This is a genomic window from Puia sp. P3 (assembly GCF_050632245.1).
GTDB lineage: Bacteria > Bacteroidota > Bacteroidia > Chitinophagales > Chitinophagaceae > Puia.
The window spans coordinates 6,964,391-6,988,225 of record NZ_CP192583.1 but is presented as its reverse complement, the minus strand read 5'-3'; the positions used below and the strand labels follow the sequence as shown (position 1 = coordinate 6,988,225).

Genomic DNA, 23,835 nt, shown 5'->3' with positions numbered 1-23,835 from the left:
CGCTGACCCCGTCGAGGGTTTGGTCCGGTACATATTATATACGGTACCGTGTATGGTGATCTGGGCCCGGGCCTCGCTGCCGACGAAAACAAGAAAGAAAGATAAGGCGACCGGCAGGAGCTTATGGGTAAAAAAAGACAAAGGCTAATTTTTAGGTGATAATATTAATTATCAAACGGCTAACTGGCGCTGCCGGTTGAATTTTTAACGATGATTTGGCAGACCGGTCGCATTCTTTGGCTGCCCGCCAGCCCCCTCGATCACGGCCTCTATTATCCGTGGAAAATGCTCATGCTCCAGCCGGTGCACTTTCTGTGCCACGGCTTCCGGCGTATCGTCGGGCGAAACTTCCACTTTTTCCTGGAAGATGATCTGCCCATGATCATAGAACTCGTCCACATAGTGAATGGTAATCCCCGTATGGGTCTCCTTTGCCTGGACCACCGCCTCGTGTACGAAATGACCGTACATCCCCTTTCCTCCGTATTTGGGCAGTAGTGCAGGGTGGATATTGATGATCCTGCCGGGATAGGCTTTTACCAGGGCTGCCGGTATCTTCCACAGAAAGCCGGCCAGTACGATGAAGTCGATCCCGAGCTCGCCGAGCTCGCCGAGATAGGCGGAGCCACGGAAGAAGTTCTCCTTTTCAATAAGCAGGACCGGTATGCCCGCCACTGGCGGCGATGTCCAGAACCCCGCCGTGGGCTTGTTACAGACGATGAGGCTCACCCTGATGCCCTTGTTATATTGAAAGTATTCTATAATTTTTGCGGCATTGGACCCCGCCCCGCTGGCGAAAATGGCGATCTTCTTCATTGGTCAAAACTACTGCACTGCCTTGTATTTTAGCGCCGAAGACCGTGGAATTTGAAACTCGTTTTTTGTTCGGAGGGTACTTGACACTACTATGACAGAAGGTCACGGCGATTTGGCGTAATTCGCTGAAATCCACGCCCACAGCGGGAAAAAATTTTTCGCATGTTGATATATTGTTAAAATCCTGACTTATTTTTGCAACCTGTTAAGGAGATTTTTCCACATTTATACAACATATTGTATATATGATCAACCATAGACGAATTGTTAGAGCGTTAATTTTCAGTATCCTCCTCCCCTCTCTGGTTCTACTAGGAAATACTTCATTTGCTCAGGATGGTAAGGCGTTATTCCAAACAAATTGTGCTTCGTGTCACAGCCCTTTTAAAGACATCACCGGCCCTGCTCTGAAAGGAGTTACGTCGAGGGTGACGGATACGAAGCTGCTGCACGAGTGGATTCACAACAACCAGAAAGTCCTGGCTACGGGGAACAAGTACTTCAACGATCTCTTCGTGAAGTTCAACAAGACTCCGATGAACACCTTTCCCGGACTGAGCGATGGAGAGATCGACGCCATCCTCAAGTATGTGGAAACGGCAACGCCTCCCGGCGGTGGCGGCCAAACGACAGCGGTGGACGGCAAATCGCCCGAATCCCAGAACCAGGAGAGCGACAACACGCTCCTCTATGGTATCCTTTCATTAATTCTCGCTGTCATCATGTTCGTCCTGCTCCAGGTGAACAGCAGCCTGAAAAAACTCTCCGACGACAAGGAAGGCATTCCCTCCTCCGAGCCGGTTCCTTTCTGGAGAAATAAAGTCTATATCTCTTTTGGGATCCTCGTCGTATTCCTGCTTTTCGGCTACTGCGTAGTTCAGGGCGCTATCGGCCTGGGACGCCAGCAGGGCTATCAGCCGGAGCAGCCGATCTTCTACTCCCACAAGGTTCACGCCGGTATCAACCAGGTGAGCTGTTTATATTGTCACAGCAACGCGCTGGACTCCAAACACGCTACGGTACCGCCGCTGAACGTCTGTATGAACTGCCACGCAGCGATCAACGACTATACCCACGGCCCCAAACTGTACCGCGAAGACGGCAGCGAGGTCGACGGAACCGCCGAGATCAACAAACTGTACTCCTACACCGGCTACGATCCCAAAACCAGCCGCTAGCAATACAGCTACCGCCAAGCCCGTTGAATGGATCAAGATCCACAGCCTGCCTGACCACGTATTCTTCAGCCACGCCCAGCACACAAAGGCCGGCAAGGTACAGTGCCAGACCTGCCACGGTCCTATCCAGGAGATGGATGAAGTAAAACAGTTCGCTCCCCTGAGCATGGGCTGGTGTATCAACTGTCACCGTACCACGAAGGTCAATTTCCCCGACAGCACAGGCAACAACGGGAACAAGTTCTACAGCATCTACGAGAAGTTCCACAAGGACCTGAAGAGCGGGAAGATGGACAGCGTGACTGTGGAAAACATCGGTGGTACCGAGTGTCAGAAATGCCACTACTAATCTCCCCTCCGCTGACCCGGAGACAAGAAAAGAATTGGAAGAATTATATATCATATAAAATACAAGCCCCCTAAAGCTATCCGGTACTTATCCCGGAGATGGGGTCTAGCTTAACTTCTCAGCTATGAGCGACAAAAAATACTGGCAAAGTTTCGGAGAGCGCAATAACAGCGAAGCGTTTCAGAAATCGACGGAAGACGAATTCAACGAGAGTTTACCGTTGGAAGGCCTGGATGGAAAAGGATTGCTCGACGCCAAGACACCCCGCAGGGACTTTCTTAAATATTTGGGCTTTTCCACGGCCGCCGCTACCCTGGCCGCCAGCTGCGAAATGCCCGTTCGCCACGTAGTCCCCTATCTCAATAAGCCGGAGAATACCATTCCCGGCGTTGCCGATTATTATGCCACGACCTACACGATCGGCGGGGACGTAGTTCCCGTTGTCGCCAAGGTTCGCGACGGCCGTCCCATCAAGCTGGAAGGAAATACGCTTGCCGGGGCCAGCAGGGGTGCCGCTTCTGCCCGGGTACAGGCTTCGGTCCTGGACCTGTATGATACCGCCCGCCTCCGCTTCCCCGTACAGATCGCGGACGGCAAAGCACAGGAAGTAAGCACTTTTGAAGCATTCGATAAATTGGTTGGGGATGCACTGGCTGCCGCTGGCGGCCCGGTGGTACTCCTTACCGGTACCATCACTTCTCCGACTACCAAACAGGTCATCACAGAGTTCCTCGCGAAATATTCCGGCAGCCGCCACGTACAGTATGACGCCGACACCTACAGCGGCATCCTGCTGGCTTCCGAAGCCTCCTTCGGTAAGAGGGTGATCCCTTCCTACCGGTTCGACAACGCAAAGGTCGTCGTGAGCCTTGGCGCCGATTTCCTCGGTACCGGCTGGCGCCCGAGCAGTTCAGCGCGGACTTCGCCAAGGGAAGAAGGATCGACGAGAAAAACCCGGAGATGAGCAAGCTCTTCCAGTTCGAAAGCCTGCTTTCCGTCACCGGCGCCAACGCCGACGAGCGCTTTACGCACCGTCCTTCTGAGACCGGCGCCGTAGCCCTCGCCCTGCTGGCCGCACTGGGTGGTTCGGTTACCGCTCCTGCCGTTCCCGAGAACATCAAGGCCGGTATCGCCAAAGCTGCAAAAGAGCTGAGCGAAAACAAGGGCAAGGCCCTGGTCGTCAGCGGCAGCAACGACAAGAATGTTCAGGTGATCGTCAACGCGATCAACGAAGCCATCGGAGCCAACGGCACAACGGTCGACTGGGCGCTGCCCCTTATGACCCGCCAGGGCCTCGACGGAGATATGAATCAGCTGGTCAGCGACCTCAACGACGGAAAGGTCGGAGCGCTGCTGATCTATGGCGTAAACCCCGCTTACGACTTCTATGCAGCCGACAAGTTCAAAGCCGGCCTGCAGAAGACAAAGGTCTCCGTCTCCTTCAACGAACGTATGGACGAGACCACCGAGCTGGTGAAATTCGCCCTGCCCGCACCGCACTTCCTGGAGAGCTGGGGTGACACGGAAGCGAAACCCGGCTACTATTCCTTCCTCCAGCCAACCATCGCTCCCCTCTTCAAGACCAGGGCTTTCGAAGAGACCCTGATGAAATGGAGTGGCAACAGCACTACTTATGAAGCATTCTTCAAACAATACTGGATCGGCAAGCTCGGCGGCACGGAAGCCTACGAGAAAGCCCTGCAGGATGGTGTGGTAGAGCCCGCAACGGCTCCTGCCGTAGCCGGCGCCAGCTTCAATGCCGGCAGCCTCGGCGCCGCAGCCGCCGCACTTGCTTCCGCGAAGAAAGGCGGAGCATACGAAGTGGTCCTCTACCAAAAGGTATCGCTCGGCGTAGGCACACAGGGCAACAACCCCTGGCTGCTGGAACTGCCCGATCCCCTGACCCGCGCAACCTGGGACAACTACGCGATCGTCAGCCCCGAATTTGCAAAGAAGACACGGAAACTCGACCTCTCCGACCGCCGCCAGTCCGACGGCTACGAAGTATATCCCGAGAAGCAGGTCATCAAGGTAAAGGTCAACGGAAAAGAGATCTCTCTTCCCGCGGTGATCGTTCCCGGCACACATAACGAAGTCATCGGTATCGCCGTCGGCTTTGGCCGTCAGAGCGCCAAGGCTGAAAATACAGCCGCCAATATCGGCCGCGCCGCCGCAGGAGTTGGCAAGAACGCCTTCCCGCTACTCAGCTTCAATGGCACGACTACGGATTGGTTCGGCACCGACGCGAGCTTCGAGGATACAAAAGAAAAGTTCAAGGTAGCGATAACGCAGACCCACTTCGGCTACGAAGGCCGTGAAGAGGTGGTCCGCGAACTAACACTGGACGAGTTCAAAAAGAACCCCGAGGTAGTGAAGGAAGAGCGGGAAAAGGAACTGAAACCTTATGGCGGCATCGAGAACTTCGAAAAAGAAGGTACACTCTATCCCATCTACGACAAGCCCGGCATCAAGTGGGGTATGTCGATCGATATGAACACCTGCTTTGGCTGCGGCGCCTGCGTGGTAGCCTGTCATGCAGAGAACAACGTTCCGATGGTCGGAAAGAGCGAGGTGATGCGTTTCCACGACATGCACTGGCTGCGTATCGACCGCTACTACTCTACACCCGGCGGCAAGCTGGACAACCCGGACGACGTCCAGGTGGTCTTCCAGCCGATGCTCTGCCAGCACTGCGACAACGCTCCCTGCGAGAACGTTTGTCCGGTGAACGCTACCAACCACAGCTCGGAAGGCATCAACCAGATGGCCTACAACCGCTGTATCGGTACCCGGTATTGCGCCAATAACTGTCCCTATAAAGTGCGCCGTTTCAACTGGGCGGACTACACCGGCGCCGACAGCTTCCCGAACAACCAGGGACCAGTCGACGGTCGGCAAGCTCGACCCCGTTATCTTCCAGATGACCGACGAACTGACGCGCATGGTGCTGAACCCCGACGTCGTAGTCCGCAGCCGTGGTGTGATGGAGAAATGCTCCTTCTGTATCCAGCGCTGCCAGGAAGGCAAGCTGAAGGCGAAGAGAGAAGACCGCGTACTCCAGGACATGGTCGACGTCCAGACCGCCTGCCAGCAGGCATGTCCTACGGACGCCATCGTCTTCGGCAACGTCAACGACAGCAAGAGCCTGATCAGCAAAACCCGCGTCGAGAACTCGAGGAGAATCTACGGCGTCATCGAAGAGGTACACACCCTTCCCAACGTCAGCTATCTGGCCAAGGTCCGTCACACGGAAGCCGCCTATGGAGCCGAGAAGGAAGAGGAGAAGGCCGCTCCCGCTGAAAAGCATTCTTAATAAAATTAGTGATCATAGAAAAAGCTTGAAATAATATGGCATCATTAAGGTACGAATCACAGGTAAGAGCCCCGCTGGTAGATGGAACAAAGGATTATCACCAGGTCACGGAAGACATCATACGCCCGATCGAGGCCGCTCCGACCCGTAGCTGGTGGATAGGCTTTATAGTCGCCGTGGCGTGTCTTGCGTTCGGCATTATATCGGTAACCACGCAGGTCATCTATGGTGTCGGTCAGTGGAACCTGAACAGGACCATCGGCTGGGGCTGGGATATCACCAACTTCGTCTGGTGGGTCGGTATCGGTCACGCCGGAACGCTGATCTCTGCCATCCTTCTGCTGTTCCGCCAGGGCTGGCGTACGGGTGTAAACCGCGCCGCGGAAGCCATGACCATCTTCGCCGTTATGTGTGCGGGGCAGTTTCCGATCTGGCACATGGGTCGCGTATGGCTCTGCTTCTTCATCATGCCTTACCCCAACACGCGCGGACCGCTGTGGCCCAACTTCAACTCGCCGCTGCTCTGGGACGTATTCGCTATCTCGACGTACTTTACTGTATCTCTGCTGTTCTGGTATACGGGTCTGCTGCCCGACCTGGCAACGGTTCGTGACCGCGCCAAACTGAAATGGCGAAAGGCGTTCTACGGCGTCGCGGCATTCGGCTGGTCCGGCTCCGCCAAGCACTGGCAGCGCCACGAAGCCCTCTCCCTTGTACTCGCCGGTCTCAGTACCCCGCTGGTACTTTCGGTACACACGATAGTATCCTTTGACTTCGCGACCTCGGTCATCCCCGGCTGGCATACGACCATCTTCCCCCCTATTTCGTTGCGGGCGCCATCTTCTCCGGTTTCGCCATGGTGCAGACCCTGCTGCTGGTCACGAGGAAGGTGCTCAACCTGAAGGACTATATCACCATCGAGCACATCGAAGTAATGAACAAGGTTATCGTACTGACCGGTTCGATCGTAGGCATCGCCTACCTGACCGAACTGTTCATCTCCTGGTACGGTCAGAATAAATTCGAGAACTGGGCCTTCGCTCAGAACAGGGTCAACATCTTCAGTCCTTACGGCTGGAGCTACTACCTGATGATGGGCTGTAACGTTCTTTCGCCCCAGATCTTCTGGTTCCGCAAGATGCGCCGCAATATCACCGTCACCTTCTTTATGTCGGTACTGGTGAACGTAGGTATGTGGTTCGAGCGCTTCGTGATCATCGTAACGTCCATCTACCGCGACTACCTGCCGTCCAGCTGGTCCACCTACTATGCTCCGTCCATCTGGGAGATCGGTTTCTACGTCGGTACCTTCGGTCTGTTCTTCACCTGTTATTTCCTGTTCTCGAAGTTCTTCCCGGTTATCGCGGTTGCCGAGATCAAGCATATCCTGAAGAAATCCGGTGAAAGCTATAAGGACAAGATGGATCATCTGACAGCCCAGTCTATAGAGGAGTTTGCACACGAGCACACACACGCGCACTAGGGCAGTCCGTTGCCGCGCAGGCGGCAGATTTTAAATAACAAGAGCTAAAAGCTAAATAGTATGGCAGTTAAAAAATTTGTTGTTGGCATTTTTACAGACGAAGAAGTGCTGTTCCCGGCCATCAAGAAGGTTCGTTCCGCGGGCTACAAGATCCATGACGTATATACGCCGATGCCGATCCACGGCCTCGACCATGCGTTGGGCCTGAGGGATACCTCTCTGCATACCGCCGGTTTCATCTACGGCATTACGGGGACTACGACGGCTCTCAGCGGGATCGGCTGGGTCTTCAACAGCGACTGGCCCGTCAATATCGGTGGTAAATCCCACTTCGATCTGCCGGCGTGGATACCCATTACATTCGAACTGACGGTTTTGTTCTCGGCCGTCGGGATGGTGCTGACCTTTTGCTATCTCTGCCAGATGGCGCCGTTCGTACGCAAGCACCATTTCAACCTGAGGAGCACGGACGACCAGTTCACGATGGTCATCGAGTGTTCGGACAAGACCAGCGAAGCCGAGGTGACCGCATTCCTGCAGAGCGTAGGTGCTACGGGCATCAATACGCAGATGGCGGAAACAGGCTGGTGGCTGGGCTCCTATGCCAAGGATAAAACCCCATTTCAAAAAGAAGGAAGTGTATTAGCGTAAGCTTAAGCATATAAAGCATGAAAAAGTTACTCATAGCATCGTCCATTGTAATAGTTGTAGTACTTGCCGTCAGCTGCGGCGGTGTTCAGCGCGATCCAGGCAAGATCTATATGCCGGATATGGCGTATAGCCGCGCCGTCGAGACCTACTCTGTCACTGAAGAGCAAAAGGCCGAGTGGCTGAAACAGGGTATTCATTTCAGCAATACCCCGTGCCGGGCACTATCAAGCGCGGCGAGCTGTTCCCGTTTGGCCTGCCCAAAGACAAGGACGGCGACACGACCAACTATTTTGCTTCCCGTCAGATAAAGAATCCTCTGACCTCGATGGATACGGTGGAGGCCGAGCGGCTTTACCTGGTCAACTGCGGCATCTGCCACGGTCCCAAGCTGGACGGCAATGGCCCGCTGTACAAGGGCGGCGATGGTCCTTTCCCCGCCAAGCCCGCTACGCTGGTAGGCGACGCCAAGTATGAGTCGATGCCGGAAGGACAGATGTTCTACTCCGTTACCTATGGTAAGAACAAGATGGGCAGCTATGCTTCCCAGATCAATACCAAACAGCGCTGGATGGTGATCGCATATATCAAGTCGAAGCAATCGGGAGGAAGCCGGACAGGCGCCGCAAGTCAGAGCGGCGCGGGCGGTCCGGCGGATGGCCACGCTACATCGGCCGCCGCAGCAACAAAATCCGACTCAACAGCAGCAAAAAAATAACGAACACATTTAAATCTTTGTCGAATGGCATCCTTTAAAGAACATTTTGAAATACCCGGCCGATATAAGAAGTGGTCTATGGGGTTGATGGCGGTCGGAGTACTTTCCCTGATCGTTGGATTTGCACTCTATGGTACGCATGGCGAGGGGACCCGTTTCTGGTCGGCGCTTTTGCAGAATAGCGTATATTTCCTTTTGATCGTGAATGCTGCGATGTTCTTCTTTGCTGCAACAACACTGGCGTGGGGTGGCTTTCAGATGGCCTTCCGCCGCGTGACCGAGGCGATCGCCGCCAGCGTCATTCCCATCGGCACGATCACCTTCGTGATCCTGATGTGCATCGTGTTCGGAGGAAAGGCTACCATTTATCAGTGGCTGGATAAAAGCGTCGTTGCGAAAGACGAGGTCCTGCTCGGCAAAAGCGGCTTCCTGAGCGTCGGATTCTTTACTGTATATACGATCCTCACCATCGGTCTGTGGATCGTGCTCGGCTGGAAACTGCGTGCGCTCTCCCGTTCGATCGACAGTACTCCGCTAAACGTAGAGCAAGGAAGGAAGTTCATGTTCAAAACTACTATCTGGGCCGCAGTATATATCGTTTGGTTCGGACTGACCGTGGCTTCCGTTACTCCGTGGCTGTGGCTGATGAGCCTCGACGCTCACTGGTTCTCCACCATGTACAGCTGGTATACGTTCGCCTCGACCTTCGTTTCCGGTATAGCACTGATCACGCTGTTCGTCATTTTCCTGAAGAACCAGGGCTATCTCGAGCTGGTCAACGAAGAGCACCTGCACGACCTTGGCAAGTTCCAGTTCGCTTTTTCGATCTTTTGGACCTATCTGTGGTTCGACCAGTTCATGCTGATCTGGTACGCGAATATTTCGGAAGAGACGGTATATTTCAAGACCCGTTTTGTCGGGGCATATCAGGGCATCTTCTACCTGAACCTGGTAATCAACTTCCTGGCTCCGCTGCTGATCTTCATGAGCCGCGGCGCCAAGCGGAACTGGACTACAGTAACATTTATGTCCGTACTTTTGGTGTTCGGTCACTGGCTCGACCTCTACCAGATGGTCTTCGGCTCGACGAGCAAGGACCACGTACCTATGAACCTGTTCGACTTCGGTATCGCACTCGGATTTGTAGGGCTGATCATGTGGCAGACAGGAAGGGTTCTGGCGAAGTTCCCGCTGCTGGAAAGAAACCATCCTTTACTGAAAGAAAGTATTATCCATCATACTTAAAATCTTTTTAATACCATGTCAACGTTTTTTCTGTTACTGATCCTGTTTTTCGGCTTCCTGATCACCTTCCAGATCGCGAAGGCCAGTGAGTATGTCGGTGTATTGAAAGGAGAAAAAAGAATTTCGAAGCGAACAACCGTGTCAATGGCTTCCTGATGATCGTGTTCCTCGTGCTCGGGCTCATCGGTTGCTGGTGGTGCAACGAGCTCTTCAGGGGTAAGATCCTCGGCGAGTCCGCCTCCAAACACGGCGAGCAGATCGACACCATGCTCTATATCACCATTGCGATCACGGGCGTTGTATTTGTGATCACTCAGATCCTGCTGTTCTGGTTCGCATACAAGTACCAGTATTCAGAAAAAAGGCAAGCCCACTATTTCCCGCATGACAACCGCCTGGAAGTCATCTGGACGGTAGTTCCCGCTATCGCGCTGACGGTGCTGGTTGGTTTTGGTCTGTTCTACTGGTTCCGTATCACCGGCGACGCCCCCGAGAACGCGCTGCAGGTCGAAGTGACGGGCAAACAGTTCGGCTGGATCTTCCGCTACCCCGGTAAAGACAAGGTCTTCGGTAAAAAATACTATCAGAATATCAGCGACAAGGACAACAACTCCCTCGGTCTGATATGGGACGACCCGAATGCGCACGACGACGTCGTTGTCGGCAATGAAATGTATATCGTAAAGGACCAGGCCGTAAAGCTGATCATCAACTCCCGCGACGTGATCCATGACGTAGGTCTGGTACAGTTCCGTCAGAAGATGGACGCCGTGCCCGGTACGCCGACCACGCTGTGGTTTGTGCCGAAGTCACACGACGGACGAAATGAAGAAGAAGCTGGGCAACCTCCGACTTTGAATACGAGCTCTCCTGTGACCAGACGTGCGGCCGCGGCCACTACACCATGCGGGCGATCATCAAAGTCGTCACGGAAGACGAATACAAGCTGTGGCTGCTGAAGCAGAAGCCAAACTACGTCCAGGTTTTTCCTGACAAGGACCCGAGTGCGGCTCCCGCCAAAACCGCCGACAGCACGAAGGCAGCGCTGACCGTACCGGCGCCTGCGGCTACGGCGAGCATTGCCAAATAAAAAAGAATAAGAGTAGTATAGAGTATCCATAAAAAGTTTTCTAATGAGCAACGAAGCAACCTTACACGGACATCCTGATATACACACCTCCCATGACGCGCATCATGACGAGCACGGTGTACACCATCATAAGGAGACGTTCATTACAAAATATGTGTTCAGCCAGGACCACAAGATGATCTCCAAGCAGTTCCTGATCACTGGGATGATCTGGGCTATCATCGGTGGCCTGATGTCTGTGCTGTTCCGTCTTCAGCTGGGTTATCCCGACGCGCACTTCCAGTTCCTCGAGGACATCCTCGGGCAGCAAGTGGGCCAAGGGCGGTCAGATCCAGCCCGAGTTCTACTATGCGCTCGTGACCATGCACGGTACCATCCTGGTATTCTTCGTGTTGACGGGTGGTCTCAGCGGAACGTTCGCCAACTTCCTCATACCCCTGCAGATCGGCGCCCGCGACATGGCGTCTCCCATGCTGAATATGCTGTCGTACTGGTTCTTCCTCGGCGCCAGCGTAGTGATGCTGTCTTCCCTCTTCATCGAGACCGGTCCCGCCAGCGGCGGATGGACCTCTTACCCGCCCCTCAGTGCGCTGGGTGACGCGTCCGAGGGCTCGAAGACGGGTATGGACCTCTGGATCATTTCGATGGCCATGTTCGTCGTCTCGTCCCTGCTCGGTGGTCTGAACTATATCTCTACCGTTCTCAACCTTCGTACGAAGGGGATGAGCATGACGCGGCTGCCGCTGACGATCTGGGCGCTGTTCTTTACGGCGATCCTGGGTGTACTTTCTTTCCCTGTACTGCTGTCCGGCTTCATCCTGCTGCTGTTCGACCGTCACGGTGGTACGAGCTTCTATCTTTCCGATATCTTTTTAGCTACGACCGGCAAGGCTCTGCCGAACGAAGGCGGCAGCGCGATCCTCTACCAGCATCTGTTCTGGTTCCTGGGTCACCCCGAAGTATATATCATCATTCTGCCTGCGATGGGTCTGGTATCCGAAGTAATGTCGGTCAATTCCCGCAAGCCGATCTTCGGTTATATCGCGATGGTTGGTTCGATGTTTGCGATCGCGATCCTCGCCTTCCTGGTATGGGCGCACCATATGTTCGTTACGGGTCTGAATCCTTTCCTGGGTTCCGTATTCGTACTGCTGACCCTGCTGATCGCCGTGCCTTCGGCCATTAAGGTGTTCAACTGGCTGACGACGCTGTGGAGGGGCAATATCCGGTTTACACCGGCGATGCTGTTCGCCATTGGATTCGTGTCCACCTTTATCTCCGGCGGTCTGACAGGTATCTTCCTTGGTAACTCTACGCTGGATATCCAGCTGCACGATACGTACTTTGTTATCGCCCACTTCCATATCGTAATGGGTGTGTCGGGGATACTGGGTATGTTCGCAGGCATCTATCACTGGTTCCCGAAGATGTACGGCCGATATATGAACAATGTACTGGCCTATATTCACTTCTGGATCACGCTGATCGGCGCCTATCTGATCTTCTGGCCGATGCACTATGAAGGTCTTGCCGGGATGCCCCGTCGCTATCTCGACTATAGCAACTGGCTTTCCTTTAACCAGTTCGGTGGCCTGAACCGTTTCATCTCGACCGTGGCGATCATCGTTTTTGCGGTGCAGCTGCTGTTCGTCTTCAACTTCTTCTATTCCATCTTCAAGGGCAGAAGGGTAATGTCGAGAAACCCATGGGGTTCTACGACGCTGGAGTGGACGGCGCCTATTCGTCCCGGACACGGCAACTGGCCTGGTGAGATCCCCGAAGTTCATCGCTGGCCTTATGACTATGCGAAGGATGGACGTGATTTTATCCCGCAGACGGAGCCGTTGGGCTCTAATGAATCGGCCCATTAAATAGACCTGAGTTCGAAGAATGTAAAGGGCCGATTCACGCGCGCAGCGCGAAAAAAATATGGGAAAAGGAACGCCGCAGGCGTTCCTTCGCTTGAAGAAAATAAATTGATATGGAGGAGACCGTGAAGCAACCTAGTTCTTTAAAATTTGCCGGCAAACTGCAGGATTACAAACTGCTGATCAAGTTCAACCTCAGCTTCATGGTCGTGTTCTCTGCGTTGATCAGTTATTTGCTGGCACCGAAAGTGAAGGAGTTCGACTGGGCGGCGATCGGTCTCTTCTTCCTGGGTGGTCTGCTGGTTACCGGCGCCGCCAATACGATCAACCAGATCGTGGAGAAGGATACCGACGCGATGATGAAGCGGACGGCCAACCGGCCTGTGGCTTCGGGTAGGATGAGCGTGCAGGAGGCGACGACATTTGCCGTGCTGGCGGGTGTCGGTGGCGTTTTGATCCTCTGGCATTTCAATTTTCTGACGGCCGCACTGGCGGCTTTCAGTCTTTTTGTATATGCTTTTATCTATACGCCGCTGAAGAAGGTCAGCTCGATCTCGGTGCTTGTTGGGGCGATTCCCGGGAGCCTGCCCTGTCTTATCGGCTGGGCGGCGGGGAACGACGATCTGAGCGCCGGCGGCTGGGTACTTTTCGCGCTGCAGTTCTTCTGGCAGTTCCCCCAGCTTCTGGGCGATTGCCTGGATCGCGCACAAGGACTATACGGCGGCGGGGTTCAAGTTGCTGCCGTCCAATGAGGGGCCGACAAAATACTCCGCGATACAGGCGATCATCTATTCGCTGTTGTTGTTGCCGGTAGGTGTGCTGCCCTATTTCACGGGGATGAGCGGTCTGGTGAGTATGGTAGTCGTGCTGATCGCTAATTTGTTTATGGTTGGGATATGTGTGAGGCTCTACCGTGAGATGACGGTCAAGGCCGCGAGGAGGGTGATGTTTGGGAGTTATATATATCTGCCGGTGGTGTTGCTGGCGTTATTGGCGAATAAGATGGGCTAGCCGCCTGTGAGGGCCGGGGCCTTCGGGATTCCGCGGTTCAGGCCGGAGGAAGTCCGACCGCTGACGGTTCACGCGGTTCGCGCCGCGAGACGGAGCCCGGATAAAGATTCCGCGATTCACGCGGAAAAAACGGGGAGAATGAGTATGATACAAACAATTGAAGGAAAGCAGACAGTGAACGAACAACGAAAAAAGATACATCCCCATAAGTTTACCTTATGGGTGGCGCTGGGCAGCATTATCATGATGTTTGCCGGTCTGACCAGTGCTTATGTAGTGAAGAGGGATCAGCCGAACTGGACGACATTCGAGATCCCGAAGGCATTCTGGTATTCGACGGTGGTCATTCTGGTGAGCAGCCTGACGATACAAATGGCATTAAAAGCTTTTAGGGACAGGGAGATGCTGCGTTATCGCAATCTTCTGACCACTACGGCAATATTGGGGATCCTTTTCGTAGTCCTGCAGTGGACCGGGTTTAGACAGATCTGGCACACGGGGATCACGCTGAGGGGTTCGGGAGGCGGACAGTTCTTGTATATTATCGCGGGTCTTCACGGTCTGCACGTGCTGGGCGGGATAGTTGCATTGGTGGTGATGTTTGGAAAAGCATTCGCTTCGAGGGTACGCAGTTATAATGCCGTACCCGTCGAGCTGATGAGCACGTACTGGCATTTCGTGGACCTGTTGTGGATCTACCTGTTCATTTTCTTTATGGCCATAAAATAATATTCAGTTTAGTTAAATATCTTTACAAACCAACAAATTAACAACATGGCACAAGCAGTACCGGCAGGTCAGAAATGGTGGAGTGGCGGGAAGAGCCCCTTCAATGTGGAGTATGGGAAGCTGATGATGTGGTATTTTCTGATGAGTGATGCCTTTACCTTTGGCGCTTTTCTGATCTCCTACGGCACGATCCGTTTCTCCAGCAATGGCTGGCCCGACCCGAATGAAGTTTTCAAGGCGTTTCCGCTGATGGGCGAAACGAACCTGCCCTGGTATTCGTGAGCCTGATGACTTTTATACTGATCGCCAGCTCTGTCACCATGGTACTGGCCGTGGCTGCCGGTCACAACAACGACCAGAAGAGCGTTACCAAATATATGATCCTGACGATTATCGGCGGTCTGATGTTCCTCGGCTGTCAGGCCTGGGAATGGACGCACCTGCACGGTGAGCACGCATGGTGGGGAAGAAACCCCTTCCCCAATGCGGACGGTTCTGTAGCCTCTACCAACTTTACCAACTTCTTCTTTACGATCACGGGCTTCCACGGTTTCCACGTATTCTCGGGGGTGGTGATCAATATCATCATGCTGATCAAGAACCTGCGTGGCGACTTCGCCAGGCGCGGTCACTATCTCATGATTGAGAAGGCTGGTCTGTACTGGCACTTTGTAGATCTGGTTTGGGTATTCGTGTTCACCTGTTTTTATCTGCTCTAGTCTCTGAAAGACCTGTGCACATTTCTTAACGACTAATAACTTATAAGTATATGGCTCATATCGAAACACCTCCCGGTCACGTTGCAGAAGCGCATTTCGACACCAGGCCGATCTGGAGAACCTTCTGGATCCTGCTGGGCATCACCATGGTCGAGTTGGTGCTGGCGACCATTCACCTGAAAACGGGTTTCCCCCCAAGTTAGTGCTGAATGGCCTTTATCTGATCCTGACCTGCGCCAAGGCATTCTATATCATCGCGGAGTTCATGCACCTTCGTCATGAGATCAAAAACATGATCATGACCATCGCGGTGCCGGCGCTGCTTTTCGTATGGTTCATCATTGCGTTCCTTTGGGATGGCAATTCCTACCGCGAACTGCGCAACCGTTATGACAAGCACCACTCCGAGCAGAACCTGATCAAGGCTCCGCCGAGAGAAGAACCCGCAGCGAAGAAACCCGGACAGCAAGACTAAGGCAGAGCCTGAGTCCGGATCAACAGAAAATAAATTACGGGAACCATCGCTGCTTGCGGTGGTTCTTTTTTAATTATACAGACAGTGAGTAAGAAGGCATTATTGGCGATATGTATAGCGGTGGCGATACCCCTGTTCTTTTACATGATCGCGAGACAGTACGGAGTGGCTATGCCGGGGCGCTATTTTCCGGATTCGGTGGTGACGAAGATGCAGGATGGAAAGGAGGTCACGGATACCGTTTGGCACAAAGTGGCGAACCTCACGCTGCAAAACCAGCTGGGACAGACCGTTTCGCTCGACCAGCTGAAGGGGAAGGTGGTCATCATCGACTTTTTCTTTACCCACTGCGCAAGTATTTGTCCGATCCTGACCACAAATATGCGTCATCTTCAGGACGGGCTCAAGCTGAGGGACAATATGAAGGGTATTGATACTACCTTTGTGCAGTTCCTGTCGCTGACGGTGGACCCGGCGCACGATTCCGTGCCGGTGATCAAAAAATATGCGGACAAATACGGGATCAATCCGGACGTATGGTGGCTGCTGACCGGCCCAAAGAGGACGATCTATGATTTTGCCCTCAACGAGCTAAAAACTGGGGCTCCAGGACAGCGTGAGCGTCGATTCCAATTTTGTTCATACGGACTATATTGCGCTGCTGGACAAGGACAGGGTCATCCGCGGGTACTATCATGGTACGGATACCGCGGCGGTTGCACGGCTGGCCGACGACCTGGTGTTCATTATGCTGGAGAAGGATAAAAAGAAGAAATCGACGGCATTTAGCGAGCTAAGGCCGTTGATGATCCCGATCGCTGTGATCATGCTGCTGGTCGTGGTCGGGGTGGTTTATTTTAGTAGGAAAAGTAAAAAAGAAATGATATGAATGAGGTTTCTGTTGGTTCACGTGGTCCGGTCGGGTCTGGTGGTTCACGTGGTTCGCGCGGTTCTGTAGGGTCCGGTGGTTCACAAGGTTCACGCGAGTTTAACTTTACAAAGGCGATCATCGTGGTGTCGATTGCTATTCCGGCGGCGGTGGCTTTTTTGATCCTGGTTCCGCAGGCAAAAATTGATTTTGGCTTTAATACCCGGGTGTTGCCGTTGTTTCACGCGGTCCTGAACTCCAGTACGGCGATCCTGCTGCTCGCGAGTCTTTACTTTATTCGTAACGGACAGGTAAAGGCACACCGGCGGGCCAACTGGGTGGCGATCACCCTGAGTTCCATATTTCTCGTCTCTTATATTATTTACCACGCGTCGAATCCTTCCGTTCGTTTCGGCGATCTGAACCATGACGGGTTGTTGAGCGAGCCGGAGAAACAGCAGGCGGGTGTGGCGAGGTATATCTATTATTTTATTCTCTCTTCCCATATCATCCTTTCTGGGATCATTATTCCTTTCGTGCTGTTTACCCTGCAGCGCGCGTACCAGGAGAAGTTCGACAAGCACCGGAAGTTGGCCAGGATCACCTGGCCGATGTGGCTGTATGTCGCGGTTACGGGGGTTGTGGTGTACGTGATGATCAGTCCGTATTATTGAGGGGGCCAGCGGTTCAACGTCGTCGACCCGCGGTTCAGGTAGCCCGCCCGCGGGGATTCAGTAGTTCTCACGGTTCACGTCGTCGACGCTGACGGTTCATACGGTCTGCGTGGTTCACGAGGCGGGCCATCCGCCCAGGTTTCGTGGTTCAGGCATCCTGCCGACCCCTCGGAGTTCCGTGGTTCACGAGGCGGGCCGGCTATCGGCGGTCACGCGATGCTGGTTTACAATTCTTTCGCGGGGTCCCAGAACAACTGGGCAAAATTCACGACCTTGTCGTTCTTTACGACCACGCCTTCTTTTTCCAGCAACTCCTGCATTCTTCCTGGGGATTATAATGATGTTTACCCGTTAGCAGTCCAACCCGGTTGACTACGCGGTGAGCGGGAACGGGTTTTTGCACCTGGTGCGCGCTAAGCATGGCCCATCCGACCATTCGTGCCGAGAGGCGCGTGCCGAGACAGGCAGCGATGGCGCCGTAGGAGGTGACGCGCCCGCGGGGTATCTGTCGCGCTACCTCATGGACAAGGTCGAAAAAGAGTCGTCCCTGCCGCCCGAAGGCTTGACAGAGGCGAGCTTTTCGCGGGCCGTGGCGCTACGCGCAGCCTTATTCGCGGTCTTCTTTTTTCGGTGGCATTTTGTTGTTGTTGTGCGATCAGCTGCGAGCGACGCGGTTCGCCGACGCGTTCGTAGTTGAAAGGGCAGTGTTTGCAGCCATTGCCGCAGCAATATCCCCTTTCCAGATGGTATTTGGCCGTCAGGACCATCAGGCCCTGTTCATTGAAATAGAAATCGATACCTTCCTGCAGCTGTTTCATTTATTGGGTGTATTCGGTGCGGCCTCACCCACGGGGCCGGTGGCCTGATCCACAGGTCCGATGCTCTGACCGAAGGGGCCGGTGCCCTCACCCACAGGTCCGGCACCCTGATTCCGCGGAGGTCTTACTCTTTCGGGAGGCGTCGGTTCCTCGTTCTTTACCCGCTCGTGCAACACTCCATCCAGGTCCGCAGGCAGCGGCCCTTCCGGCACAGCAAAACTGAGATAGTGTATCCGGCCGCTCTGAGCAATATCCAGGTTTTCGTAGTGGGTGTTTATTTTCAGCTCGTCTTTTACGGAATCGGGTTCCGCATGAACATTGTCGGAATCCTCCAGCAAGGTCAGGTGATACATGTCGATCACCCATTTTGTGAACTGATAGAGAATTGGGGAATCGGTCTTCAGGTGGATGCATCCGCCGGGTTTGAGGATCTGCTGATAGAGGCGGATGAATTTGGGATGGGTCAGCCGGCGCGTAAAACGGGATTTGCGAAGCTGCGGGTCCGGAAAGGTCAGCCATATCTCCGCCACCTCGCCTTTGTCAAAATAGGTCGCGATCTTGTCGATATGCGTACGCAAAAAAGCTGCGTTCGCGATGTTCTCCTGCAGGCTCTTTTTTGCCCCGATATAGATGCGATTGCCCTTCATGTCGACACCAAGGAAATTCCGGTGAGGGTACATCCGCGCGAGGCCCACCGTGTATTCGCCTTTCCCGCAGGCCAGCTCCAGTGTCAGGGGCTGGTCGTTCTTATAAAATTTTGCCCACTGACCGGCCATTCCTTCGGGGTACTGGAGGACGTTGGGGAAATTCTTGATCGCTTCAAATCGGATGAGCTTTTTCTGACCCATAAGAGGGCAAAGGTAAATAAAAAACCCAGTCCCGTCGGAGCGGGACTGGGAGTGGCGTTGGTCGGCGGCCTGCGCCCATGACCGGCGGTACCGCGATTAGTTGCCGGCATCTTTTTTGGTCTCCAGGACGCTCCGGATGTTGGCGGGGACGTTGGACAGTAGCGTGTAGCCCGTTGCGTTCTCGATGTCCTTTACGGTACAGATATACTGTGTCCAGTCGGTGCTGATAGTGTTGATATTGGGGGTGTTGACGGCTATGACCCTTGTGCTGGTCGTGATACGGCTGAGGTCGCTGTTACCCTTTGCAAGGACGACGATAACCTTCCAGATCTGTGCGGGTACCGCTACCCTGCCGTTGTCGACGGTACTTGCACTGCCGCCCGAGCCGGTCCCGCCCGAACCATAGCTGCCCATGACCACATAGATCTCATTGCCGGCGGCGACCAGCGTCCGGCCATAGGCTTCGAGGTTGGCCCAGGTGTGCTCGTTGTTGTTGGGCGCCTGCGGGATCATGTTATCCATAAGGAAGGTGGCCTGATTGGCTGCCGTCGTGTTTGTACGGTCTCCGGAAGGGCAGTTGTGGCCGCGGTCAAAACCCGAACCGGAATATGCGGTTGCGGGCACTTCGTACCAGCCCGTCGGGAGATTGGGGTCGGGCCGGAAGTCGTTGGACCTGTCGATCGAACCGAGAGAGGTATCGCCTACATACCAGCTGACCCAGTTGGGTTCGCCGCGGTCGCGGTTGTAGGACTCGATATAATAGCCGAGGTCGTAGAGATAGTTGTCGGGATTGGAAATACTGTTGGTCGCGCCACTGGGATTGCCGAGCAGGAGGTTGGAGTTGTCGCTGGCCGTTCCGCCGCCACCGGCGCTGCTGTTGATCGTGATGTCGTCGATATTGATACGATTTGTTCCGCCGCTGATCTTACGGATATCGAACCGCAGTGTGCCGGCCGCGTTGACCGTAAAGGTCGCCGTCGCGAGGCTGGTGCTGCTGCTGGTAACGGCTGGGCCTGACTGCGAATAAGTCGCGCCGCCGTCGGCGGAAACCCACAGGCCCCAGGTCGATGAGCCGTCGGTTCCATATACGGCATGCTTCACTGTCACGGTACTGGCGCCAGTGGTGACGTCGAAATTCATGCTGATGATGCCGGTGTTACGGACGCGGATGGATTGGCTGCCGTCCTTTGCGTCGGAGGCGCTGGTGCCGACGAGCGCGTCGGTAAGGGTCCAGGAACCGGTGGAGAAGTTCACACTACCCGCGGCATACGCAGTCTTGCTGCCGGTCTCGAAGTTCTCAAAAAGGCTTTGCACCGCGGCGAGCTCCACCCCGGTGGTGCGGGCCGTCGTCGACGGCGCCTGCACAACGCGCGGCGACATTTGCTTGAAACAGGAGGCGAAGAAACAGCCGGTGAAGAGGAGGGTCAGATAATACTGTTTGTGGCGCATATCGGAGGATGTTTGGTTAAATGATGGTCACCACGAAGAAAGGAAAGATATGTTACTGGAATATTATTAGGACCCAAAACAAAAACCCCGCATAACGCGGGGCTTTCTGATGCTGTAGAGGAAGGATTCGAACCTCCACGGGGTAGTTAGCAGTAGCGCAATGTGCGGTGGTCAACCCCAGTCGAACCCGATGTTGGTCGGATCCGGCATTACACTATGTTTATCCCAGATTCCCCACCCCCGAGACAAGAGGGCATGTCTGCCAAATTTCATCACTCCACAGTGAGTGACCGGGAACCGGTCGGTGACCGGCTATCGGCTTGATGAAGTAAAATTAAAGAAATGCTGGAAATGTTTGTAGTTTTTCAATAAAAATTTTTGTATTTTCAATTTTATTCAAATATTTGCAATACACTGTAGAGAAAATTCAAAAACTATATTCAAGATGGCCGTAAAATTGAATCTCGACAAATTGGATTTACAGATAATCCATGAAATGATGGAGAATGCCGAGATATCTTATGCTGAATTGGGTAAGAAACTGTTCGTTTCGGGAGGTACGATCCATGTCCGCATCAAGAAGCTGCAGGAGCTATCCGTCGTCAAAGGTACAAAATTGCACGTTGATCTGAAACAGCTTGGTTACGACGTAATTGCGTTCATAGGCATCTTCCTTGAAAAGAGCTCGCTCTATGACAGTGTCGCCCGGGAGCTGCAAAAGATACCCGAAATCGTCCGCCTCAATTATACGACGGGCAATTACAGCATGTTTGCGGAGATAGTTTGTAAAGACATCAATCAGCTGCGGTCTGTTCTGCATGACGAGCTGCAAAAGATAAAGGGGATCGAACGGACCGAGACCTTTATCTCTCTTGATGAGAGCTTTACGCGCAACGTACAAGTTTTTAAAGAGTAGTTTTCCCCGACCTCACGGGCGGCGCAATCCCCGTGCGCGTGCCGCCTTCCACACTCTCACCAAAGCGGACCACAAGTCCGCTGCCCGAAGGCCCACCATTAGCCGGTAGGCGAAAGGGCGAAAATTTAGTAGTTAGCCCCTTGAGCCTACCAGCACATCCCTTAGTCCATTCCCCAGCAGGTTGAACGCCAGCACCAGCAGCATAATCGCCAGACCGGGCGCGAGCGCCAGCATTGGATTGTGCGTAATAATGAAATTATAGTTCTCCTTGATCATCAGCCCCCAGCTTGGCTGCGGCGGCTGAACTCCCACTCCGAGAAAGCTGAGACCCGCTTCGATCACGATGGCCGACGCAAAATTGGACGCGGCTACGACCCATACGGGTCCCATCACGTTGGGAAGGATATGCCTGAACAGAATGCGGCTATGGGAATAGCCCAGGGCCCGCGCTGCCTCCACGTACTCCCTCTCCCGCACGGCCATCACCTGACCGCGGACGATCCGCGCGACGTTGACCCACAGCGTAAGGCCTATGGCAATAAAGACCTGCCAGAAGCCCTTTCCGAGTACCAGCATGATGGCGAAGACCAGCAGCAGCGTCGGGATACTCCAGATGACGTTGACCAGCCAGAGGATCATCTCGTCCACCCGTCCCCTGAAATAGCCGGCGAGCGCCCCCAGCAGTACGCCTACGCTGAGAGAAAGCAGCACCGTTACCAGCCCCACGGCAAGACTTACTCTAACGCCGATGAGCAACCGACTTAGAATGTCCCGGCCGTATTTGTCGGTGCCCACCCAGAAGGTTTGGGTTTTTATCCGGTAGTTTTTCAGGATCGGGGCGGAGCCGCCCGTCAACCACGCCCTTCTCTCGGCTACCCCTTCGTCGACGAACTTTTGAACGATGAGGCTGTCCCCCTGCACCGAATAACTATTGATGGGGATATAGTCGAAAGCGTCCTCTCTGCCGTTGAACAACCGGCTAAAGAAAGATACCGGCGCCTGTACACGCTCTTTGGGCAAAAGCAGGAACGTCTGGCGGAATCCCGGCGGGCGGCCGCCGATCTCCACGACGATGCGGTTGGCATTTGGCGAAGGGTCGGGGGCGATGAAATAGACGACGATCGACACAAGGACCGACAAGCCGATGACGATGAGCCCGAACAGCGTTCCTTTGTTGCGAAGCAGGCGTTTACCGATATGTGTGCGGGTGTTTGTCATTTACTTATTTTTCTGCCCTTCCACCGGTAGCTGCCGAACTTCCCGAGCCAGCCGACCACGATGGTATAAAGGATATGAATGGGCTGTAAGACCGCAAAATACACCATCAATCGTTGTTGTCCGAAAAAGCCCGCAACAGACCGGACAAAAGGATATTCCACGGCCGTCTTTGCGATCAGCAGCAGCAATAATATCCATAGCCACCAGCTATTCCAGAAGGCTGCGACGAAAAGTCCCGCAAACAGCAGGTTGACCAGATATACCAGCAGCAGCACCCAAAAGATCCGCTTGTCGTCGTACCGGTCTGCCTTGCTTCGCCCATCGGACCCGCTGATGCAGGAACCCGGACCAGTTGGACTGTGGCCGCGTCGTGACGACGGCGTGGCGGTCCTTCAGGAAGAACACCTTTTGGGGATACATGGAATAGATCTTGTGCATCAGCAGCATGTCGTCGCCGGATGGAATGGAGTCGATGCCGCTGAATCCGCCGACCTCTTCGAATGCCGACTTTTCGTAGGCCAGATTGGCGCCGTTGCACATCGAATGGACCCGGCGGTATACGGCCGCGCCGGTGATGCCCTGGAGGGTAATGAAGTCCAGGGTCTGGAAGATCGGCAGAAGGCCGTGGGATCGTGGACCGCGGGGAGGCCGTGAACCTTCGGTGGTCCGGGCCTGAAGACCGGGATGATCAGTAGGGTCCCCGAGAATATGCCCCGGCTCAGAAGCAATCCGCACCGGCGCCGCTATAAACTTCGCGCCCCTGTCCTCATAACAAGCCGCTATAGCCGCCAGCCAGTCGCGCTCCGCCGTGCAATCGGCGTCCGTGGCGACGATCAAGCTGCCCCCGGGCGAGCCTTATACCCGATTCGATCGCCCATTTTTTATGCGCCGTCCTGGCCCCTTCCTGCTCAGACAGGCGAATACATCTTATCGTGAGGTCGCCAGCCCGACCGCCAAACGCCTCAACCAGCTCCACCGTACCATCCGTGGAATGGTCGTCTACGACGATGACCTCATACAAATGCTTCGGATAGGACTGAGCCGCCAGCGAGTCGAGACATCGAAGGATATTCTCCTCCTCATTCCGCGCGGGAACCACCACGGTTATCCAGGTGCGCCAGGTCCTCCAGGCAGCAGGCTGCGCAACCGGAGGGATCGAGGCCCAGGCCCGGAAATACCAGACTATCAGGAGCCCATAAACGATCAGGAGCAGACAACTTAAAAATGTAAGAATGTATAAAGGACCCATGATGAACGAGTAAATATAGTAATGCCTGCGTTTTTGGAAGAAATTCCTGTTTTGGGAAAAAATTTGATATCGATAAAACCGCAATATAATGACAGTCAGTTGATTGGAAAGTTGGAATACTATTGGCGTATCTAGGTATAGACCTATATGTAA

31 protein-coding genes and 2 pseudogenes are annotated in these 23,835 nt (G+C 54.2%); 23 read left to right on the top strand and 10 right to left on the bottom strand.

Features of this window, described 5'->3' with window-relative positions:
- Nucleotides 1-204 precede the first annotated feature (204 nt).
- A complete protein-coding gene (locus tag ACQ86N_RS44170; RefSeq protein WP_431212615.1) occupies nt 205-816 on the bottom strand; it encodes a phosphoribosylglycinamide formyltransferase in 612 nt (203 codons plus the stop codon).
- 245 nt (nt 817-1,061) lie between these two features.
- Here ACQ86N_RS44170 and ACQ86N_RS44165 point away from each other — a divergent pair, with 245 nt between their 5' ends.
- The 6 genes and pseudogenes from ACQ86N_RS44165 to ACQ86N_RS44140 all read left to right on the top strand — a co-directional run bounded on the left by ACQ86N_RS44165 (nt 1,062) and on the right by ACQ86N_RS44140 (nt 7,790).
- Entirely contained in the window at nt 1,062-1,994 is a 933-nt protein-coding gene (locus ACQ86N_RS44165) for a c-type cytochrome (protein WP_431212614.1), read from the top strand.
- A gap of 133 nt (nt 1,995-2,127) precedes the next feature.
- Nucleotides 2,128-2,343, top strand: a complete 216-nt coding sequence (locus ACQ86N_RS44160; protein WP_431212613.1) for a hypothetical protein — start codon at nt 2,128-2,130, stop codon at nt 2,341-2,343.
- Nucleotides 2,344-2,467: 124 nt separating this feature from the next.
- A complete protein-coding gene (locus ACQ86N_RS44155) occupies nt 2,468-3,307 on the top strand; it encodes a TAT-variant-translocated molybdopterin oxidoreductase (RefSeq protein ID WP_431212612.1) in 840 nt (279 codons plus the stop codon).
- On the top strand, nt 3,304-5,643 hold the full coding sequence (locus ACQ86N_RS44150; RefSeq protein ID WP_431212611.1) for a 4Fe-4S dicluster domain-containing protein: 2,340 nt from the start codon (nt 3,304-3,306) through the stop codon (nt 5,641-5,643). Before ACQ86N_RS44155 ends, ACQ86N_RS44150 begins: the two co-directional genes overlap by 4 nt.
- 48 nt (nt 5,644-5,691) lie before the next feature.
- Nucleotides 5,692-7,139: pseudogene (gene nrfD, locus ACQ86N_RS44145) on the top strand (NrfD/PsrC family molybdoenzyme membrane anchor subunit).
- 60 nt (nt 7,140-7,199) lie between these two features.
- The gene (locus tag ACQ86N_RS44140; protein ID WP_431212610.1) at nt 7,200-7,790 is read left to right on the top strand and encodes a DUF3341 domain-containing protein; all 591 of its coding nucleotides are present in this window, start codon (nt 7,200-7,202) and stop codon (nt 7,788-7,790) included.
- 26 nt (nt 7,791-7,816) lie between these two features.
- Here the strand turns inward: ACQ86N_RS44140 and ACQ86N_RS44135 are convergent, their stop codons facing one another.
- Nucleotides 7,817-7,987: a hypothetical protein gene (locus tag ACQ86N_RS44135; RefSeq protein ID WP_431212609.1), complete on the bottom strand. Its 171-nt coding sequence runs from the start codon at nt 7,985-7,987 to the stop codon at nt 7,817-7,819.
- A 14-nt stretch (nt 7,988-8,001) separates the two neighbouring features.
- Here ACQ86N_RS44135 and ACQ86N_RS44130 point away from each other — a divergent pair, with 14 nt between their 5' ends.
- The 16 genes and pseudogenes from ACQ86N_RS44130 to ACQ86N_RS44055 all read left to right on the top strand — a co-directional run bounded on the left by ACQ86N_RS44130 (nt 8,002) and on the right by ACQ86N_RS44055 (nt 17,184).
- Nucleotides 8,002-8,505: a c-type cytochrome gene (locus ACQ86N_RS44130; RefSeq protein ID WP_431212608.1), complete on the top strand. Its 504-nt coding sequence runs from the start codon at nt 8,002-8,004 to the stop codon at nt 8,503-8,505.
- 24 nt (nt 8,506-8,529) lie between these two features.
- On the top strand, nt 8,530-9,750 hold the full coding sequence (locus ACQ86N_RS44125; RefSeq protein ID WP_431212607.1) for a quinol:cytochrome C oxidoreductase: 1,221 nt from the start codon (nt 8,530-8,532) through the stop codon (nt 9,748-9,750).
- A gap of 15 nt (nt 9,751-9,765) precedes the next feature.
- Entirely contained in the window at nt 9,766-9,906 is a 141-nt protein-coding gene (locus ACQ86N_RS44120) for a hypothetical protein (RefSeq protein ID WP_431212606.1), read from the top strand.
- Complete coding sequence (locus ACQ86N_RS44115) at nt 9,906-10,709, top strand: cytochrome c oxidase subunit II (protein WP_431212605.1); 804 nt, start codon at nt 9,906-9,908, stop codon at nt 10,707-10,709. The genes ACQ86N_RS44120 and ACQ86N_RS44115 overlap by 1 nt, the downstream gene beginning before the upstream one ends.
- The gene (locus ACQ86N_RS44110; protein ID WP_431212604.1) at nt 10,655-10,840 is read left to right on the top strand and encodes a hypothetical protein; all 186 of its coding nucleotides are present in this window, start codon (nt 10,655-10,657) and stop codon (nt 10,838-10,840) included. The genes ACQ86N_RS44115 and ACQ86N_RS44110 overlap by 55 nt, the downstream gene beginning before the upstream one ends.
- A 43-nt stretch (nt 10,841-10,883) precedes the next feature.
- Nucleotides 10,884-12,711, top strand: a pseudogene (locus ACQ86N_RS44105) (cytochrome c oxidase subunit I).
- 110 nt (nt 12,712-12,821) lie between these two features.
- The gene (locus tag ACQ86N_RS44100; protein WP_431212603.1) at nt 12,822-13,460 is read left to right on the top strand and encodes a protoheme IX farnesyltransferase; all 639 of its coding nucleotides are present in this window, start codon (nt 12,822-12,824) and stop codon (nt 13,458-13,460) included.
- Nucleotides 13,444-13,719, top strand: a complete 276-nt coding sequence (locus tag ACQ86N_RS44095) for a hypothetical protein (protein ID WP_431212602.1) — start codon at nt 13,444-13,446, stop codon at nt 13,717-13,719. The genes ACQ86N_RS44100 and ACQ86N_RS44095 overlap by 17 nt, the downstream gene beginning before the upstream one ends.
- A gap of 144 nt (nt 13,720-13,863) precedes the next feature.
- Nucleotides 13,864-14,448 carry a cytochrome c oxidase subunit 3 gene (locus ACQ86N_RS44090; protein ID WP_431212601.1) on the top strand — a complete coding sequence of 195 codons (585 nt, stop codon included), beginning with the start codon at nt 13,864-13,866 and terminating at the stop codon, nt 14,446-14,448.
- A gap of 45 nt (nt 14,449-14,493) precedes the next feature.
- Nucleotides 14,494-14,730, top strand: coding sequence for a hypothetical protein (locus tag ACQ86N_RS44085; RefSeq protein WP_431212600.1), 237 nt, complete (start codon nt 14,494-14,496; stop codon nt 14,728-14,730).
- 5 nt (nt 14,731-14,735) lie between these two features.
- On the top strand, nt 14,736-15,167 hold the full coding sequence (locus tag ACQ86N_RS44080; protein WP_431212599.1) for a cytochrome c oxidase subunit 3: 432 nt from the start codon (nt 14,736-14,738) through the stop codon (nt 15,165-15,167).
- A 50-nt stretch (nt 15,168-15,217) separates the two neighbouring features.
- The gene (locus tag ACQ86N_RS44075; RefSeq protein ID WP_431212598.1) at nt 15,218-15,370 is read left to right on the top strand and encodes a hypothetical protein; all 153 of its coding nucleotides are present in this window, start codon (nt 15,218-15,220) and stop codon (nt 15,368-15,370) included.
- A complete protein-coding gene (locus ACQ86N_RS44070) occupies nt 15,370-15,642 on the top strand; it encodes a cytochrome C oxidase subunit IV family protein (RefSeq protein WP_431212597.1) in 273 nt (90 codons plus the stop codon). The genes ACQ86N_RS44075 and ACQ86N_RS44070 overlap by 1 nt, the downstream gene beginning before the upstream one ends.
- A gap of 84 nt (nt 15,643-15,726) precedes the next feature.
- Nucleotides 15,727-16,407, top strand: coding sequence for an SCO family protein (locus ACQ86N_RS44065; protein WP_431212596.1), 681 nt, complete (start codon nt 15,727-15,729; stop codon nt 16,405-16,407).
- Complete coding sequence (locus tag ACQ86N_RS44060) at nt 16,391-16,531, top strand: hypothetical protein (protein WP_431212595.1); 141 nt, start codon at nt 16,391-16,393, stop codon at nt 16,529-16,531. Before ACQ86N_RS44065 ends, ACQ86N_RS44060 begins: the two co-directional genes overlap by 17 nt.
- Nucleotides 16,528-17,184, top strand: a complete 657-nt coding sequence (locus ACQ86N_RS44055; RefSeq protein WP_431212594.1) for a DUF420 domain-containing protein — start codon at nt 16,528-16,530, stop codon at nt 17,182-17,184. Before ACQ86N_RS44060 ends, ACQ86N_RS44055 begins: the two co-directional genes overlap by 4 nt.
- A 283-nt stretch (nt 17,185-17,467) precedes the next feature.
- On the opposite strand, the gene ACQ86N_RS44050 is transcribed toward ACQ86N_RS44055, so the two are convergent.
- The 4 genes from ACQ86N_RS44050 to ACQ86N_RS44035 form a co-directional block, all read right to left on the bottom strand.
- Nucleotides 17,468-17,689, bottom strand: coding sequence for an MGMT family protein (locus ACQ86N_RS44050; RefSeq protein ID WP_431217841.1), 222 nt, complete (start codon nt 17,687-17,689; stop codon nt 17,468-17,470).
- A gap of 13 nt (nt 17,690-17,702) precedes the next feature.
- Nucleotides 17,703-18,002 (bottom strand): DUF5522 domain-containing protein, encoded by a 300-nt coding sequence (locus ACQ86N_RS44045; RefSeq protein WP_431212593.1) that lies wholly within the window; start codon nt 18,000-18,002, stop codon nt 17,703-17,705.
- On the bottom strand, nt 17,999-18,850 hold the full coding sequence (trmB, locus tag ACQ86N_RS44040; RefSeq protein ID WP_431212592.1) for a tRNA (guanosine(46)-N7)-methyltransferase TrmB: 852 nt from the start codon (nt 18,848-18,850) through the stop codon (nt 17,999-18,001). The genes ACQ86N_RS44045 and trmB overlap by 4 nt, the downstream gene beginning before the upstream one ends.
- A gap of 96 nt (nt 18,851-18,946) precedes the next feature.
- Nucleotides 18,947-20,299: a DNA/RNA non-specific endonuclease gene (locus tag ACQ86N_RS44035; protein ID WP_431212591.1), complete on the bottom strand. Its 1,353-nt coding sequence runs from the start codon at nt 20,297-20,299 to the stop codon at nt 18,947-18,949.
- A gap of 472 nt (nt 20,300-20,771) precedes the next feature.
- Between ACQ86N_RS44035 and ACQ86N_RS44030 the strand changes: the two genes are divergently transcribed.
- Nucleotides 20,772-21,215, top strand: a complete 444-nt coding sequence (locus ACQ86N_RS44030; RefSeq protein ID WP_431212590.1) for an Lrp/AsnC ligand binding domain-containing protein — start codon at nt 20,772-20,774, stop codon at nt 21,213-21,215.
- A gap of 132 nt (nt 21,216-21,347) precedes the next feature.
- Here the strand turns inward: ACQ86N_RS44030 and ACQ86N_RS44025 are convergent, their stop codons facing one another.
- The 4 genes from ACQ86N_RS44025 to ACQ86N_RS44010 are packed head-to-tail and all read right to left on the bottom strand — an operon-like array spanning nt 21,348 to nt 23,682.
- Entirely contained in the window at nt 21,348-22,433 is a 1,086-nt protein-coding gene (locus tag ACQ86N_RS44025; protein WP_431212589.1) for an ABC transporter permease, read from the bottom strand.
- The gene (locus ACQ86N_RS44020; protein ID WP_431212588.1) at nt 22,430-22,708 is read right to left on the bottom strand and encodes a hypothetical protein; all 279 of its coding nucleotides are present in this window, start codon (nt 22,706-22,708) and stop codon (nt 22,430-22,432) included. The genes ACQ86N_RS44025 and ACQ86N_RS44020 overlap by 4 nt, the downstream gene beginning before the upstream one ends.
- Nucleotides 22,641-23,270, bottom strand: a complete 630-nt coding sequence (locus ACQ86N_RS44015) for a hypothetical protein (protein ID WP_431212587.1) — start codon at nt 23,268-23,270, stop codon at nt 22,641-22,643. Before ACQ86N_RS44015 ends, ACQ86N_RS44020 begins: the two co-directional genes overlap by 68 nt.
- Nucleotides 23,200-23,682 (bottom strand): glycosyltransferase, encoded by a 483-nt coding sequence (locus tag ACQ86N_RS44010; protein ID WP_431212586.1) that lies wholly within the window; start codon nt 23,680-23,682, stop codon nt 23,200-23,202. Before ACQ86N_RS44010 ends, ACQ86N_RS44015 begins: the two co-directional genes overlap by 71 nt.
- Nucleotides 23,683-23,835: the final 153 nt, after the last annotated feature.